At 68.2% G+C, this 15,759-nt stretch carries 13 protein-coding genes; 9 read left to right on the forward strand and 4 right to left on the reverse strand.

Annotation, left to right across the window (positions count from 1 at the left end):
- The first annotated feature begins 245 nt into the window (after positions 1 to 245).
- The 6 genes from P0D62_RS14105 (at position 246) to P0D62_RS14130 (ending at position 5,466) form a co-directional block, all read left to right on the forward strand.
- Positions 246 to 1,106: an ABC transporter permease gene (locus P0D62_RS14105; RefSeq protein WP_275703190.1), complete on the forward strand. Its 861-nt coding sequence runs from the start codon at positions 246 to 248 to the stop codon at positions 1,104 to 1,106.
- Positions 1,106 to 1,870, forward strand: a complete 765-nt coding sequence (locus tag P0D62_RS14110; RefSeq protein ID WP_275703191.1) for an ABC transporter permease — start codon at positions 1,106 to 1,108, stop codon at positions 1,868 to 1,870. Before P0D62_RS14105 ends, P0D62_RS14110 begins: the two co-directional genes overlap by 1 nt.
- 6 nt (positions 1,871 to 1,876) lie before the next feature.
- Entirely contained in the window at positions 1,877 to 2,005 is a 129-nt protein-coding gene (locus tag P0D62_RS14115; protein WP_275703192.1) for a hypothetical protein, read from the forward strand.
- 17 nt (positions 2,006 to 2,022) lie between these two features.
- Entirely contained in the window at positions 2,023 to 3,075 is a 1,053-nt protein-coding gene (locus tag P0D62_RS14120; RefSeq protein ID WP_275703193.1) for an ABC transporter ATP-binding protein, read from the forward strand.
- On the forward strand, positions 3,075 to 4,619 hold the full coding sequence (locus P0D62_RS14125; protein WP_275703194.1) for an inositol monophosphatase family protein: 1,545 nt from the start codon (positions 3,075 to 3,077) through the stop codon (positions 4,617 to 4,619). The genes P0D62_RS14120 and P0D62_RS14125 overlap by 1 nt, the downstream gene beginning before the upstream one ends.
- Before the next feature lie 91 nt (positions 4,620 to 4,710).
- Positions 4,711 to 5,466: a DeoR/GlpR family DNA-binding transcription regulator gene (locus tag P0D62_RS14130; protein WP_275703195.1), complete on the forward strand. Its 756-nt coding sequence runs from the start codon at positions 4,711 to 4,713 to the stop codon at positions 5,464 to 5,466.
- A gap of 127 nt (positions 5,467 to 5,593) precedes the next feature.
- Here P0D62_RS14130 and P0D62_RS14135 read toward each other — a convergent pair whose 3' ends face one another.
- The 3 genes from P0D62_RS14135 to P0D62_RS14145 all read right to left on the reverse strand — a co-directional run bounded on the left by P0D62_RS14135 (position 5,594) and on the right by P0D62_RS14145 (position 8,789).
- Positions 5,594 to 6,499 carry a carbohydrate ABC transporter permease gene (locus P0D62_RS14135; RefSeq protein WP_275703196.1) on the reverse strand — a complete coding sequence of 302 codons (906 nt, stop codon included), beginning with the start codon at positions 6,497 to 6,499 and terminating at the stop codon, positions 5,594 to 5,596.
- A complete protein-coding gene (locus P0D62_RS14140; RefSeq protein ID WP_275703295.1) occupies positions 6,496 to 7,395 on the reverse strand; it encodes a carbohydrate ABC transporter permease in 900 nt (299 codons plus the stop codon). Before P0D62_RS14140 ends, P0D62_RS14135 begins: the two co-directional genes overlap by 4 nt.
- 80 nt (positions 7,396 to 7,475) lie before the next feature.
- Entirely contained in the window at positions 7,476 to 8,789 is a 1,314-nt protein-coding gene (locus P0D62_RS14145) for an extracellular solute-binding protein (RefSeq protein ID WP_275703197.1), read from the reverse strand.
- A gap of 323 nt (positions 8,790 to 9,112) precedes the next feature.
- Between P0D62_RS14145 and P0D62_RS14150 the strand changes: the two genes are divergently transcribed.
- The 3 genes from P0D62_RS14150 to P0D62_RS14160 are packed head-to-tail and all read left to right on the forward strand — an operon-like array spanning position 9,113 to position 14,656.
- On the forward strand, positions 9,113 to 10,507 hold the full coding sequence (locus tag P0D62_RS14150; RefSeq protein ID WP_275703198.1) for a 6-phospho-beta-glucosidase: 1,395 nt from the start codon (positions 9,113 to 9,115) through the stop codon (positions 10,505 to 10,507).
- On the forward strand, positions 10,500 to 13,637 hold the full coding sequence (locus P0D62_RS14155; RefSeq protein ID WP_275703199.1) for an alpha-mannosidase: 3,138 nt from the start codon (positions 10,500 to 10,502) through the stop codon (positions 13,635 to 13,637). The genes P0D62_RS14150 and P0D62_RS14155 overlap by 8 nt, the downstream gene beginning before the upstream one ends.
- Complete coding sequence (locus P0D62_RS14160) at positions 13,634 to 14,656, forward strand: alkaline phosphatase family protein (protein ID WP_275703200.1); 1,023 nt, start codon at positions 13,634 to 13,636, stop codon at positions 14,654 to 14,656. Before P0D62_RS14155 ends, P0D62_RS14160 begins: the two co-directional genes overlap by 4 nt.
- A gap of 4 nt (positions 14,657 to 14,660) precedes the next feature.
- On the opposite strand, the gene P0D62_RS14165 is transcribed toward P0D62_RS14160, so the two are convergent.
- Positions 14,661 to 15,662: a carbohydrate kinase family protein gene (locus tag P0D62_RS14165; protein WP_275703201.1), complete on the reverse strand. Its 1,002-nt coding sequence runs from the start codon at positions 15,660 to 15,662 to the stop codon at positions 14,661 to 14,663.
- Between the last annotated feature and the right edge of the window lie 97 nt (positions 15,663 to 15,759).

Consider the following 15,759-nt stretch of genomic DNA (forward strand, 5'->3'; position numbering starts at 1 on the left):
GCCGCCGCGTTCGGGGGGGGGGGGGGGGGGGGGGGGCGTCCCCCGCCGCCCCGGCGGGTGGGGGTTGTGGGGGGGGGCCCCCCCCCCCCCCCCCCCCCCCCCCGCGGGGGGGGGGGGCCCCCCCCCCCCCCCCCCCCGACGTCGTTTTATGCCCGGCCTCCCCAGGTTCACCGTGAGGCTCCGAGATCGTCAGAGATTGTTTGTGCATAGTTCCCGCCCCGCGTCGATCGTGGATCGGCTTCTTCATGGCTTTGCCGCCCATCCTGATCGTCTTGTTCTTCGTGGGCGTACCCGTGGTGGTGGCACTCGCCTTCTCACTGGGTTTCACCGGCGGACTCAACGAGATCGTCGCCCTGGTCGGCCAGAACGTGCACGAGGCGGAGCACTGGTACGGCACTCTCGCGGCATGGACCGAGGTGCTCGAGGATCCGCAGTTCGTGCAGAACCTGACCGTGACCGTTGCGGTCACGTTGATCAGCACCGGGGTGGTGCTCTTCATGGCTCTGGGCATCGGCCTGTACCTGCGGCTGCGTGGCGGCTGGCTGGCCAACCTGCTCTCGGGCCTCGCGGTAGTTCCGCTGTTCATCCCGGTGGTCATCTCGGCCTGGGCCATCCTCAGCTTCTACTCGGCGGACGGGTTCATCCGGAGCGTGTTCGCTCAGGTGGGCCTCGACGCGCCTGTCTGGGGCTACACCCTGGTCGCGATCGTGATCGGTTCGGTATGGACATCGTTGCCGTTCGCCGTGCTGATGGTGGCGTCGGGTCTCCAGAGCATCCCCGACGCGATCATCGACGCCGCCCGCGACGCCGGTGCCAGCATGCCCCGGATCATCGTCTCGATCCTGATGCCGATGGCCTTCGTGCCGATCGTCATCGCGGGAACCTTCACGGCCATCGGCGTGATCGGCTCGTTCACCGTGCCGTACTTCACCGGCCCGAACTCCCCGACGATGATGGGCGTGATGCTGGCGAAGTACTTCTCCTCCTACAACCAGCCCCAGCAATCCGTGGTGATGGCGTTCACCGTCTTCCTCGCGGCATCCGCGATCGGCGCGTTCTACGTCTGGGCCAACTTCCGTAGCGCGAAAGAAGAGGGGCGGGTGTGATGACCGACACGACACACACGGCGAGCAACCGGATCGCCGCACCGCCGCGCGTGCGCCGCACGAAGCAGAAGCTGACGGGCCGCGAGCTCGCCGTCAAGATCGGCGGGCAGGCGGTCATCGCGCTGTTCGCCGTGTTCATGATCTTCTTCATCCTCGGCCCGCTGGTGTGGTTGGCGGTACGGGCGTTCGCCACCAACTGGACCTATCCGAATCTGTGGCCCGACGGCTGGACGCTGAAGTGGTGGAGCACGGTCTTCACCGACGCGGCGCTCGGAGCCGCGGTGCAGAACTCGCTGGTGATCACCCCCATCGTGGTGTTGTGCTCGGCCGTGATCTGTCTGCCGGCGGCCTATGCCTTCGCCCGCCACGACTTCTTCGCCCGGCGGATCTTCCTGATCGGGCTGTTCGCCACCAACGCGTTCCCCAAGATGGGTCTCTTCGCCACCCTCGCGTCGCTGTTCTTCGCCCTGAACCTGATGAACACCGTCTTCGGCATCGTGATCGTGCAGATTCTCGGCACCGTGGTGTTCATGACGTGGATTCCCGCGGCGGCGTTCAGCGCGGTGCCGAGAAGCCTCGAGGAGGCGGCCCGCGACGCCGGTGCCGGCAAGTTCCGGGTGTTCTTCTCCGTGACGCTGCGGATGGCGCTTCCCGGCATCCTGGTCGCGCTGATCATGTCGTTCCTTGCGGCCTTCGATGAGGCACAGGGAACCTACCTCATCGGCGCACCGACCTACTTCACGATGCCGACCCAGATGTACTAGCTGGTGTTGAACTATCCGAAGCAGGTGGCCGCGGTGTTCTCGATCCTCCTTTCCATCCCCTCGGTCGTCCTCCTGCTCGCCGCGCGCAAGCACATCATGGGAGGTCAGCTTGCCGAGGGATTCCAGATCCGCTGATGAGTGAGTTTCCTACTGTGACTGAACAAGACGTGAAGGGCGCCCCGCGCGCCACGGCAACCTCCGCATCCGCCGGCCTGGAGATCCAGGGCCTGAGCAAGATCCTCGGCGGACGCACCATCATCGACGACCTCGACCTGCGCGTCGAGCCGGGGGAACTGGTCTCGCTGCTCGGGCCGTCGGGCTGCGGCAAGACCACGACGCTGCGCATGGTGGCCGGGTTCCTGACGCCCGATACGGGCACCATCCTGGTGGGCGGCACCGACGTGACCGACCTGGGTGCGGAGAAACGCCCCAGCGCCATGGTGTTCCAGAACTACGCCCTGTGGCCGCATATGACGGTGTTCAAGAACGTGGCCTTCCCGCTCAAGCTGCGCCGCACTCCCAAGCCGGAGCTCACCCAGCGGGTGGAGGCGGCGCTGGCGCTGGTCAACCTGATGCACCACCGCGACTCGCGGCCCGGGCGGATCTCCGGCGGTGAGCAGCAGCGGGTGGCGCTCGCCCGCGCCCTGGTGCAGGAGCCCCAGCTGCTCCTGCTCGACGAGCCCCTCAGCAACCTCGACGCCAAGCTCAGGGTCAAGGTGCGCGAGGACATCCGCGAGATCCAGCAGCGGCTCGGCATCACGACGGTGATCGTCACCCACGATCAGGACGAGGCGATGAGCGTCTCCGATCGGATCGCCGTGATGAACGACGGCCGGATCGAGCAGTACAGCACCCCGCAGGAGCTGTACAGCCGTCCGCAGACCATGTTCGTGGCCACCTTCATCGGCTCGATGAATCAGCTTCCGGGCGTGCTGGTCGACGGCCGGCTCCGCGAGGCGCCGGAGATCACGGGAGTGCGTCCCGAGCACGTGCTGTTCAGCGCCGACTCGGTGCCCGGCGCCCATCCGGCCACCGTCGAGCGGGTCATCCCGCGCGGCCACTTCTCGGAGCTGGTGCTCGCCCGTGAGGACGCCACGCTGCACGGCTACTTCACCGGCAACGCCCCGTCGGTGGGCGATCGGGGCTACGCGCTCATCTCCCAGTCCCTGCTCTTCCGTGACGGCGTGCTGGTCGGGGCCAACTGATGGCGGTGCCCGTCGGGGTCCGCGCCACCGCGCACCGGGGAGACTCGGAGAACCATCGCGAGAACACGCTGCCCGCGATCCGCTCGGCGATCGAGCGGGGGGCCGATCTGATCGAGTTCGACCTCCAGGTCACCGCCGACGGCCAGGTGATCGTCCTGCACGACGACACCTTGGAGCGGCTGTGGGGGATGCCTCGACGCGTCGTCGACACCCCGCTCGCCGACATCCTCGCGCTCGGGGAGCCGGACGAGCGCCCGCCGCTGCTGAGCGAGGTGTTGGCGGCCATCGAGGGGAGCGGCGCCGTCGCGCTGATCGACGTCACCGAGGCGCGCATGATCCCGCCGGCGATGCCGATTGCGCGGGCGTCCGGGTGCACGGTCGCCTGGTGCGGCGACCTCGAGGCGATGCGCACCGTGCGTCGCCTCGACCCCGAGGCGACCATCTGGATGCCGTGGAAGCGCGCGGCTCTCCCGGAGGCCGGAGACCTCGCGGGCCTGGGCCCCGACACGATCAACGCACCCGCGTTCGTCGTGAGCCAGGCTCTGGTCGACTGCGTGCACGAGCTGGGGCTGCGCGTGGCGGCCTGGACCGTCGACGAGGTCGCGGACATGCGCGCGCTGCTGGACGCCGGCGTCGACCAGGTGACCACCAACCGGCTGGCGACGCTCAAGCGAGTCATCGCCGGAGAGGACGAGACCATGACGACGCCATCCGCATTCGCCAAGGAAAGGGCCGTCGCCCGCGCCCTGGGGGAGTGGGCGATCGATTTCACCCGCAATGCCGATCCCGGCGACATCCGTGTCAAACGCGACGGTGCCGACATCGTCACCGACGTCGACGTCGCGGTGGAGAGCTACGTGCGCGAGGTGATCGGAGCCCAGTTCCCCGAGCACGACTTCGTGGGCGAGGAAATGGGCGGCGCCGCTCGGCCCGGGGTGCCCTGCTGGTACCTGGACCCCGTCGACGGCACCGCGAACTTCGCCAACCGGGTGCCGTGGACCGCGTTCTCGCTCGCGTTAGTGGTCGATGGCGAGCCGGTGGTCGGCGTCGTCTCGGATCCCTGGCGCGCCGAGCTGTTCGACGCGGAGCGCGGCCAAGGGGCGTTGCTGAACGGCGAACCCCTCCGGATCGCGCCCGCCTCGCTCGACGACGGCGACGCCCCGCTGCGGGGGCGGACCGTCGGCACGGAGTTGGCGAACCAGTATCCCTGGCCGGGCATGCTGGCGTTCCTCGAGACGCTCGGCAACCGGTACTGCACGCTGCGCGTGATGGGGTCGGGGACGATGACGGTCGTAGGCGTGGCGGCGGGCCGCGGCGCCGGTGCGGTGATCGGCCGGTTCGGTGCCGTCGACCATCTGGCCGCCGTCCTCATCGTCGTCGAGGCCGGCGGCGTGGTACTGGACGAGTCCGGCGCGCCGACGCTGTTCCCGGCCTCTGGCGGAATCCTCGCCGCGCCACCGGAAGCCGCCGACGCGCTCTACGACGTGTGGGCCGCGTCACTCCGCGCAGCCCGAGCGGAGGGCCAGGGGCGTGCGGATCGATGAGGCAGCGGTTCGAGCAACGGCAGCGTGAAGGAATATGACGAAAGTGTCGAAGCCTGAGCAAGTAGACGTCGGTTGGCGATAGATTGTGGGAATGTTGAAGATTGTCCGTCACGAGGCCCTGCTGAGCCTGCTTCAGGGCACCGGAGTCGCAACGGTCGCCGAGATCTCCGAGCGCTTGCAGATCAGCCCCGCCACCACCCGTCGCGACCTGATCGAGCTGGAGCGCCAGGGGCTGGTGGAACGGACCTGGGGCGGGGTGCGGCTGGTCGGCGAGATCGACGATCCGTTCCAAGAGGCCCTGGTGCGCTCGGGTGCCGGCAAGCAGAGGATCGGGGCGGCCGCCGCCGAGCTGGTGCCTGACGGTGCCACCGTGATCCTGGACATCGGCACCACCGTGCACCACGTCGCCATGGCCTTGAAGGACAGGGACGTGACGGTGCTCACCGCGTCGCTGCCCACCTTCGAGGTGCTCCGGGCCGGTGGTCGCGTCTCGCTGGTGCTGCTCGGCGGTCACTGGTCGGAGCAGTACCAGTGCCTGACGGGAACCCCCGTCATCGACGCGCTCGAGCGCCAGCAGGCCGACATCGCCTTCCTCGGCTGCTCCGGCGTGTCGGACTCGGGACGGATCCGCGACACCTCCTACTCGCAGAGCGGCATCAAGCGCGCCATCCGTGCGGCGGCCACCCAGAGCTATCTCCTCGCGGATGCCGAGAAGTTCCCGGGCAAAGGGGGCAGCTCTCCCTTCGACGTCGGACGGCTCGAAGGGCTCATCACCGATGCGGAGCGCGTGCCCGATCCGCTCGTCGAACACTGTCGCGCGAGTGGCACGGAGGTCCGCCTCGTCTAGGTTTCCTTGGTATGGGTCCGGAGCGTGCACGGTCGAGTCCGGGCACGAAAAGTAAGAGGTTCCACCATCTCTGGTGGAACCTCTTACTTCTTGGTTCGGGGACTGGCTTGGGCGCAGCCGGGTGGGGCTACCCCTTCACCGCGCCCTCCGTGATGCCGGCCATGAACTGCTTCGCACCGAGGAAGAAGATGATCAGCAGCGGGATGACCGCGATCAGCGACGAGGCCATCAACATGCCGTAGTCGGTGCCGTGCGCGGTCTTGAGCTGGCTCAGCGCCACCTGCAGGGTGAGCTTCGTCGGGTCGTTCAGGACGATCAACGGCCACATGAAGTCGTTCCACGAGCCGATGAAGGTGAACATGCCGAGGAAGGCGAGCGCCGGACGGATGGTGGGCAGGCAGACGTGCCAGTACTGGCGAAGGAACCCGCAGCCGTCGATCGTGGCGGCCTCCAACAGCTCGCTCGGAATTGCGGAGGTGGCGTACTGGCGCAGCCAGAACACCCCGAATGCGCTGGCGAGCGACGGGAAGATCAGCGCCTTCAGGTCGCCGACCCAGCCCAGCTGGCTCATGAACAGGAACTGCGGGATCGTCGCCAGCTGCGACGGCAGCAGGAACGTGGCCAGCACGATGCCGAACAGCAGGTTCTTGCCAGGGAACTGGTACTTGGCGAAGGTGAAGGCTGCCAGCGAGGCGATCAGCATGACGAGCACCGTGACGCTGAGAGCGACCACCGCGGTGTTCGCCATCGCCGCCCAGATGTTGGTCTTCGACAGGATCGTCGCGATGTTGTCGCCGAGTCTGCCACCGGGCGTCATCACGGGCGGGAACTGGTAGATCACCGCCGACGGGTGGGTGGACAGGACGAACATCCAGTAGAACGGGAAGATCGAGATCAATGCCCCGGCCGTCAAGGCGACGTGACGCAGCACCGTCGACGGCCGCACCTTGCGACGGCGTCGGGGGCGTGGGCCTCCGGTTTCGATGGCGGGACCGGCCAGTGCCGGCGGTACCGCTCGCGATGACATGCTCATGCGTTGCCCCTTTCCTTGCGCTCCCTCGTCACCAGCCAGTTGATGGCCGAGAAGAACATGACGACGACGAAGACGCCCCAGGCGATCGTCGCGCCGTAGCCGTACCGGTTCTCCTGGAAGGCGACGGAGTAGAAGTAGAGCACCATGGTCATGCCGGCGTTGCCGACGCCGCCCGCGGACGCCGCGCCGGAGGAGGTGGCCGACGAGGTGAGCACCTGAGCCTCGGTGAAGCTCTGCAGCGAGCCGATCGTCGACATCAGCGTGATGAACAAGACGATGGGGCGCAGCTGGGGAAGGGTGATCCGGAAGAAGGTCTGCCATCCATTGGCGCCGTCCAGCGCCGCCGACTCGTACTGGGTCTTGTCGATGGCCTGGAGGCCCGCCAGGATCAGCAGGGCGTTGTAGCCGACGAAGGACCAGGTGGTGAGGGCCGAGATGGCCACTCGAATGCCCCATTCGTTCTGCAGCCACGAGATGTTGTCGAACCCGATCAGGTTGATCAGGGCGTTGGCGAGGCCGAACTCGCTCGAGAAGATCGAGCCGAACAGGATGCCCATCGCCACCAAAGAGGTCACGTTGGGGATCAGGTAGATGACGCGATAGGTGGTCGAGAACCGCAGCGTCGAGTTGAGCATCAAGGCCACGATGGTGGCGAAGGTCAGGGTGGGAACCGTGCCCATCACCCACAGGATCAACGTGTTCAGCAGCGACTTGTAGAACAGGGGATCGGTGACCAGGTAGCCGAAGTTCTCCCAGCCGATGAAGTGGATCTCGCCCAGCCCCGACCAGTTCGTGAAAGCCAGGGCCATGGTGAACACCATGGGCATGGCGCCGAAGAGAAAGAAGAAGAAGAAATAGGGCCCCAGTGCGCCGTACTGCGGCAGTGCTTTGCGCATCCGGCGGCCCAGCGTGGGGGTGCGTTCACCGCCCGAGGGCGGGGCGACGTTCGCGTCGCCCCGCCGTGCCGTGGAGGTACTCATTTCACAGTGAGCCCGACCTGCTTGGCCAGACGCTTGGCGGCCGTGACAGCGTCGTTCCAGGCCTGCTCGGGATCCTTGCCCGTCGACTCGACCAGATCGATCTCCGCGTAGTAGGTGGCGTTGATCGTGTTCTCGTTGGCGTCCTCGTAGAGGGGACGGACGGTCTCGGCCGCGTGTCCGAACACCTCGGAGGCGACCTGCCCGCCCAGGAACTCCACCGGCCCGGTGAGTTCGGGAAGCTCGAAGGCCTCCGGGGTGGCTGGGAAGTTGCCCTTGTCGACGAACTCGTAGGCCTGGTTCTGCGGGTTGAGCATGAACTTGATCACCTCGAAGGAGGCGGCGGGGTCGGCGACGCCCGCGGGGATCGTCAGGAACGAACCGCCGTTGTTGGTCGCGTCGCCGGGGTGCTCGCAGACGTGCCACTTGCCGGCGGTGTCGGGGGCGTCGACCATCAGGTCGGCCAGGTGCCAGGAGGCGCCGAAGTCGGCGGGCAGACGTCCTTCGTTGACGGCGGCCGCGGAGTCGGCGGTGTTGGAGTCCAGGCTCGCGACGATGCCGTACTCCAGGGGCTTCAGTGCGGTGTCCCAGGCGGCGCGGATGTGGTCCTGGTCGCCGATGAATACGCCGTCGCGATCGATGAAGCCCATGCCGCCCTGCTTCCACGCGATGGTGAAGAGGCCGCCGGCGTTGCGAATCAGGTAGGTGTTGGGCTTCTTGGCCAGCAGCTGCTTGCCGAGTTCGAAGTACTCGTCCCAGGTGCGGGTGGCCGCGGCGAACTCCGCGGGATCGGAGGGCAGTCCGGCGTCCTCGAAGACGTCGAAGCGGTAGAACAGGGCGGTCGGGCCGATGTCGATCGGAATGCCCAGCTGCTTGCCGTCGGTGGTGGTCGCCTGCTCCCACTTCCAGTCGAGGTAGGTGGCCTTGAGGTCGGCGGCGCCGACGGTGTTCAGGTCGACGAAGTAAGACGACTGGGTCAGGAAGAACGCGATGTCCTCGCCCTTGACGCCCGTGATGTCGGGCTGGCCGGAGCCGGCGGTGAACGTGGTGGTGAGCTTCTGCTTGAAGTCGCCGCCGATCACGTCCTGGCGCAGCGTGTACTGCGGGAACTCCTTCGTCACCGCGTCGAGAACCTGCTTCCCGAAGCCTTCGGGCCACGTCCACAGGACCAGCGCGGTGCTGTCGCCTCCGGTGGCGGCGCCCGTATTCGGGGCGGTCGGGGCTGCGGTCGAGCAGGCGGCGAGGCCGCCCAATCCCATGATGCCGAGCCCAGCGGCTCCGCCCTGGATGAGTGTCCGGCGTGACACGTTCATTCGAACTCCTTCAGTTGGTGCCGGTCGTCGCTGGAGGCTCCAGCGCGATGACGAAGTCTCGTGAAGATGCGTGAATCTGACTAGATGTGACGAGTCTCGACGGTGCTCCCGTCCGGTTCTCGCCTCGGCCGTGTCGCCCCTGATGCCACGGCGATTCGTGCCGCGACAGCAGGAAGAAACCGGTCCCATCTGGGCCGACGCCGATCTTCCTTGATCCTGTTGTGCTGTCGTCAAGCTAGCATCTCGATGAGCAAATTTGAAGTTAGATGACGAAATTGCCGAAATATGAACAAAAAGACGTCCGATGCCGCTAGATTGTGGGCATGAGGCTCACCATCATCGGAGGGGGAGGGTTCCGCGTCCCCCTCGTCTACAAGGCGCTCTTGGCCGATCGCTCGGCCGCGCGAGTGACGGAACTGCGGCTTTATGACACCGACGAGCGCCGCTTGCAGGCGATCGCGGACGTTCTTCGCGAGTTGGAGGCCCAGGGGGAGCAGCCCCCGAAGCTGGTGGTCACCACCGACGCGGAGGAGGCGCTGACCGGCACCGATTTCATCTTCTCCGCGATGCGGGTGGGCGGCACTCACGCTCGGGCGCTCGACGAGGTCATCGCGCTCGGTCATGGCGTGATCGGGCAGGAGACCGTCGGCGCCGGTGGCATCTCTTATGCGCTGCGGTGCATTCCCGCCGTGCTCGACCTGGTGGCCAAGATCCAGCGCTACGCGCCCGACGCGTGGGTGATGAACTTCACCAACCCCGCCGGGGTGGTCACCGAGGTGATGCGACGTCACCTGGGCGACAAGGTGGTGGGCATCTGCGACTCGCCCCTGGGGCTGGCGCGCCGGGCTCTCGACGCTCTGCGAGGGGCGGGCATCGTCGCCGACGACGTGCCGCAGCCGGACTCGGGCTCCGAGCGCATCCGCATCGGTTACGCCGGGCTCAACCATCTGGGCTGGATCACCACGCTGGAGGTGGACGGGGTCGACGTGCTGCCCGAGCTGCTCGCCCGTCCGGACCTGATCGAGTCCTTCGAGGAAGGGCGGCTCTTCGGCGCGCGGCTGATCCAGGCGCTCGGTGCCCTGCCCAACGAGTATCTGCACTATTACTACTACTCGCGCGACACGCTCGCCGTCGACAAGGCCACCGAGAAGACGCGCGGTGTGTTCCTCGAGGAGCAGCAGGGCCGCTTCTACGAGCAGGCGCGGCCGTCGGGTGAGGGCGCGTATGAGCTGTGGGAGAAGACCCGCCGCGAGCGCGAAGAGACCTACATGTCGACCAACCGCGAGGCCGCGGGCAGCTTCGAGCGCGACGCCGCCGACCTCGAGACGGGCGGCTACGACCAAGTGGCCCTGGCGATCATGCACGCGATCGCCAACGACGAGCCGGCCCACCTGATCCTCAACGTCGCCAACGGCGGTCTGCTCCCCGAGCTGGACGACGACGCGGTGATCGAGGTGCCCTGCCGCGTGGACGGCGCGGGCGTCACCAAGCTGCCTGGCACGGCGCTGCCCGAGCACGGACGGGGCCTGGTGATCAACGCCAAGTCGGTGGAGCGGTACACCATCCGCGCCGCCACCGGAGCGTCGCGCGACGACGCCCTGCTCGCGTTCACCTACCACCCGCTGATCGGCTCGTTCTCCGTCGCCGAGAAGCTGCTCGACGATCTGATCGACGCCTCGCCGGAGCTCGCCTACCTGAGGGATGCGGGTCGTGCATGACGACCGCGTCCTGGTGGAGGAGCGACTGGAGAGGCTGAAGCAACGCGTCGAGGCGAGGATCTATACCGTGGTCGCGCCCCTGACGGTGACCGCATGGCGGGCGCCGGGGGAGCCGGTCGGCTTCGACGAGGCCATGGCCGGCGACTACGCCGACTTCCCGGCGGGCACCTGGTGGGGTCCGGCGTGGAGCACCTGGTGGCTGCGGGTCGAGGGCAGCGTTCCCGAGGCCGCGCGGGCCGAGCGGCTGGATCTGCGCGTCGATCTCGGCTTCGTCGGCGACTGGGCCGGCAATCAGTCCGAAGGCATGGTGTTCACCGGCGACGGCTGGCCGCTGAAGGCCGTCAATCCCATGAACCGCACGGTGGCGCTCACCCACGGCGATCTGGCCGAAGCCGCCGCGCGGCGCTCGGTCCCGCCCGTCGACGCCGATGGCACCGTGCTGCTGTACGTGGAGGCGGCCGCTAACCCCAACCTGTCGCACCAGATCGGCGTCGTGACCCCGCAAGGCGATGTGCTCACCACCACCGACGAGCCTGTCTGGCGGTTCGGTGGCGCCGACCTGGTGATCCGAAACGACGAGGTGTGGGCGCTCTGGTGCGATCTCGACGTGCTCGATTCCCTGATGCGCCTGCTGCCCGTCGACTCCACGCATCGCGCGTGCCTGCTGCGCGCGCTGGAGGACGCGGCCGACGTGCTCGACGCCGGCGACCTCGCCGAACGGGCGGCGGAGGCGCGCGCGGTGCTGGCGCCGTCGATCGCCTCGGGCGCCAACGCGTCGGCCCAGCGCATGACCGCCGTCGGTCACGCGCACATCGACTCGGCGTGGCTCTGGCCGATCCGGGAGACGCGGCGCAAGATCCTGCGCACGTTCTCGAATGTCGCGGAGCTTGCCCGGCAGTATCCCGACTTCCACTTCGCCTGCACCTCCGCCCAGCACTATCAGTGGCTGAAGGAAGCCTCGCCCGTCGTCTACGAACGCGTGCTCGACGCCATCCGCGCCGGTCAGTGGCACCCCGTCGGGGGCATGTGGGTGGAATCCGACACCAATCTCCCCGGGGGAGAGTCGCTGGTGCGGCAGTTCACCTCGGGTCTGCGCTGGATGCGCGACGAGCTGGGCGTGCGGCCCGACTGCCTGTGGCTGCCCGACTCCTTCGGCTACTCGGGCGCGCTGCCGCAGATCGCGCGCCTCGCCGGCATGCGCTGGTTCTTCACGCAGAAGCTCTCCTGGAATCGCACCAACACGCTGCCTCACCACACCTTCCGCTGGGAGGGCATCGACGGTACCCGGATCTGGACGCACTTCCCGCCCGTGGACTGCTACGACAGCGTCGCGAGCGCCGAGGAGGTGCTGAAGGCGGAGCGCAACTTCAAGGAAAAGGGCAGGGCCTCGCACTCGCTGCTGCCGTTCGGGTACGGCGACGGGGGAGGCGGGCCGACCGCGGAGATGGTGGAGCGGATCCACCGTTTCGCAGACCTCGAGGACGCGCCGCGCGTCGTGCAGGGCCATCCCTCGGTGTTCTTCGACGCGGCCGTCGCCGAATATCCGGAGCCGCCGGTGTGGTCGGGGGAGCTGTATCTGGAGTTCCATCGCGGCGTCTACACCACGCAGGTGGCGCTCAAGCAGGGCAATCGCCGCAGCGAGCATCTCCTCACCGCTGTCGAGCTGCTGGCGACGATGGCGTCGCTGAACAGTTCCGGCTTCGACTACCCGTCCGACGAGCTGGAGACGATCTGGCGCCGGGTGCTGCTGCTTCAGTTCCACGACATCCTGCCCGGATCCAGCACGTCCTGGGTGAACCGAGAGGCCGAGGCGGAGTACGTCGCGCTACGCGATGAACTCGGCGCGCTGCTCGATCGCATCTGGTCGGAGCTGTGCGACGACGAGGCCGGCTCGACGCTGCTGAACGCCGCGCCCATGGCACGCCGGGAGGTGGTCGAGGCGGGGGATGGGCTGCGGCTGGTCGAGGCTCCCGCGCTCGCGGTGCTGGCAGTGGAGGAGGCTCTCCGCGTGCCGCTCCACCCGGTTCGGGCCGTGCCGGCGGACGGTGGCTACCTGCTGGACAACGGGCTCCTGCGGGTGCGGGTGGACGCCGACGGCACCGTCTCGTCGATCGAGGATCTGCGTGTCGGGCGCGAGCTCGTCATCCCCGGCGGGCGGGCGAACCTGCTGCGCCTCCACCCCGACCATCCCAGCAGCTTCGACGCGTGGGAGCTGCAGGAGCAGTATCGTCGCCAGTCGGTCGCGCTGGACGCTGTGGAGTCGATGGAGCTGTCGCGGGCGGATGCGGTACGGGCCACTGTGACCGTCCGGCGTCGCTTCGGATCCTCCTCGCTCGTCCAGACCATCGGTCTCGATGCCGACTCCGTGACGGTCGACTTCGGCCTGTCCATCGACTGGCGCGAACGCGAGCGCGTCCTTCGCGCGGGCTTCCCGCTGGCCGTGCGGGCGCCGCGGGCCGAGGCCGAGATCCAGTTCGGTCACATCGAACGCGGCGTCGCCGTCAACACCTCGTGGGACCAGGCCCGGTTCGAGACCTCCGGTCACCGCTGGCTGCTGCTGCGGGAACCCGGCTACGGCGTGGCGATGGCCAACGACTCCAGCCACGGGCACGACGTGCGTGCCGCCGACGGGCGTGACGGGAGCGTCGCCGGCGGCGTCGAGGTGGGGCTCACCCTGCTGCGCGCACCCCAGTCGCCGGATCCGACGGCCGATCTCGGCGAGCACACCCTGAACTACAGCCTCACCGCGGATGCAGGGGTGCCCGAGGCCTACGCCGCGGGCCTCCGGCTCAACCAACCCTTGCGGATCCTTCCCGGCTCCGTTGCCCAGCGGTCGGTGTGCAAGCTCCGATGCGAGCGAGGCTTCGCCGTGGTGGACGCGGTGAAGACGGCCTTCGACGAGTCGGGCGACATCGTCGTCCGGTTGCACGAGGCGGCCGGTGCGCAGAGTCGCATCGAGCTGGTGCCCGGCTTCGACGCGGCGGGCGTCGTCGAGGTGGACCTGTTGGAGGATCCGATCGACGTCGCCACCCAGGAGCTGCAGGACGGCGCCGTCGAGACCGGCGGGCCGCTGCGGATTGCGCTCACCCCGTTCCAGATCCTCACTCTGCGATTCAGGAGAACCCCATGAAGCTGCTGCTGATCTGCCTCGACGGCATCAGGGCCGACCTGGCACTCCCCGAGCAGGTGGCCGCCGACCCGTTGTTCGCGACCCCCGACCACGACTCCGATCCCCGGTTCGGGGCGGGCGGCGCCGATGGCACGCTGACCCTGGACGAGGCTGCCGGACACGGCGTGCTGGCGCCGACGCTGGCGCGATTGGCGCGCGGCGACGAGCGTTCGGGCGGCCGGGTGATCCCGATGTGGATGACCCCGCCCACCGACTCAGGCCCCGGGTGGTCCTCGATTCTGACCGGCTCGACCCACGAGCAGTGCAATGTGTGGTGGAACGAGTTCGTCGGACACGATCTCGCCCGACGCCCCGACCTGCTCTCGCGGATCTTCTTCGCCAACCCCGCTGCGCGGACCCTCGCCGCCGCCACCTGGGACGCGTTCACCGACCCCGCTGGCCCCGGCCCGATTATTCAGCAGCGCGTCGACCAGCAGCGCACGGGCCAGCATGTGACGTTCCAGCCCGACCTGCGTCGGGGCATCGTCCCGGCGGACGCCGAGGTCTGCCACTGGGCCACGTGGCGGCTGCTGCACGAGGGACCGGATGCCTCGGTGGTCTACTTCGAGCAGGTGGACGACGCCGGGCACAGCCATGGGTCGATGTCGTCGGAATATCGCGAGGCGATCAGTCGCGTCGACGAGTTGGTTCGGCATCTGGTGAAGGCGGTGGCGGAGCGCCACGAGCAGCTGGGCGAGGACTGGCTGATCGCCGTCACCACCGATCACGGGCACAAGGCCGAGGGCGGTCATGGCGAGGATGAGGTGGAGGTGCGACGCAGTTTCCTCATCGTGCATCGCGTGGGCTCGCCGCTGCCGGAGTCGCTCACCGACGTGGCCTCGTTGCGCAGCCATCAGGTGATGGATCTGCTGCTGGGGGCGATCGGTGCGCGTCAGGGATCCATGGATGCGCCGGAGGTGGGCGTGCGCACCGACATCGAGTCCGTGGGTCCGACGCGGAATCTGTCCTTCGAGTGGTGAGTCTCTAACCCTGGGCGCCCCGTGACGCGAGGGACACGGCGATCCCGCGGGCGCGCTGGTCCGGGTGGCGCTCGGCCAGCCGGATCAGTTCGTCGGCGCTCGGCGGGTCGGCGGCACCGAGGGGGCGGGAGAGAATCGCGGAGACCACGAAGCAGGTCAGATCTAGGCGCTCGGCAAGGCTCAGCCCCGGCAGTCCGTTGGCGAAGGCGAAGGATGCGAGAGAGGAGTCGCCTGCCCCGGTGGTTCCGGTGGCCCGCACCGGGAACGCGGAGACAGCGGCCTCCTCGCCGGTGGCTGCATCGACGGCGACCATCCCGTCGGCGCCCCTTGTCACGACGACCAGGGGCACGTGCTCGGCGAGGCGACGGGCAGCCTGGGTCGCATCCGAGGCGCCGGTGAAGGCCATGGCCTCGAGCTCGTTGAGCATCCAGACGTCGCAGATGCCCGCCTCGCCCAGCGCCTCGCGGTCCCAGCGCCCGGTTGCGTCGAAGCCGCGCGACGCATAGACCTTGCTGCCCGCTGTCCTCGCGCGGGTCAGCCAGGGCAACGCGGGGTCGCGCAGGTCGACGATGATCGACGAGGCCGTGACCTCGTGTGCGTCGAGGTGTTCGGAGACGCCGTGCGGCGGGGGCTCCTCGACCGTCGTCATGGCGCGATCGGAGGCCGTCGAAAGCGCGACCGTGACCGGCAGTCGCCACCCCTGATGCACGCGCGAGAGCGCAGTGTCGATGCCCTGATCGGCCATGTCGGCGACGAGCCGCGCGCTCATCGGATCGTCGCCCAAAGGAGTGCACAGCGCGGAACGCCGGCCCAAGGCGCGGCTCACGCGGGCCATGGTGGCGATGCCGCCCCAGGTCTCATGGAAGGCCACGGCGTGGTTCTCCTCGCCGAGCCTCGGCAGTCGTTCGAGGCCGGTGAAGATGAGGTCGCGGTAGGTCACGCCCACGGCGAGCACATCGAGGTGGGTTCCACGGGGGTGAACGGTCACGGTGACTCCTTCGGCCATGTGATGATTGTATCTGAGTGAATTGCGTGAATCTGACGCAAATATGCAGATTGGTCGATCGATTTGAGCGTCGTCCCGGGTGCTCGTGCGTAGGCTG

The organism is Tessaracoccus caeni (assembly GCF_029211185.1).
In the GTDB taxonomy this organism is placed as follows: Bacteria; Actinomycetota; Actinomycetes; order Propionibacteriales; family Propionibacteriaceae; genus Arachnia; species Arachnia caeni.

Excerpts from the sequence above, each read along its gene's own strand:
- P0D62_RS14105 (WP_275703190.1), top strand. The coding sequence starts at position 246 with ATGGCTTTGCCGCCCATCCTGATCGTCTTGTTCTTCGTGGGCGTACCC.
- P0D62_RS14110 (WP_275703191.1), top strand. The coding sequence starts at position 1,106 with ATGACCGACACGACACACACGGCGAGCAACCGGATCGCCGCACCGCCG.
- P0D62_RS14125 (WP_275703194.1), top strand. The coding sequence starts at position 3,075 with ATGGCGGTGCCCGTCGGGGTCCGCGCCACCGCGCACCGGGGAGACTCG.
- P0D62_RS14130 (WP_275703195.1), top strand. The coding sequence starts at position 4,711 with ATGTTGAAGATTGTCCGTCACGAGGCCCTGCTGAGCCTGCTTCAGGGC.
- P0D62_RS14135 (WP_275703196.1), bottom strand. The coding sequence starts at position 6,499 with ATGAGCATGTCATCGCGAGCGGTACCGCCGGCACTGGCCGGTCCCGCC.
- P0D62_RS14140 (WP_275703295.1), bottom strand. The coding sequence starts at position 7,395 with ATGCGCAAAGCACTGCCGCAGTACGGCGCACTGGGGCCCTATTTCTTC.
- P0D62_RS14145 (WP_275703197.1), bottom strand. The coding sequence starts at position 8,789 with ATGAACGTGTCACGCCGGACACTCATCCAGGGCGGAGCCGCTGGGCTC.
- P0D62_RS14150 (WP_275703198.1), top strand. The coding sequence starts at position 9,113 with ATGAGGCTCACCATCATCGGAGGGGGAGGGTTCCGCGTCCCCCTCGTC.
- P0D62_RS14160 (WP_275703200.1), top strand. The coding sequence starts at position 13,634 with ATGAAGCTGCTGCTGATCTGCCTCGACGGCATCAGGGCCGACCTGGCA.
- P0D62_RS14165 (WP_275703201.1), bottom strand. The coding sequence starts at position 15,662 with ATGGCCGAAGGAGTCACCGTGACCGTTCACCCCCGTGGAACCCACCTC.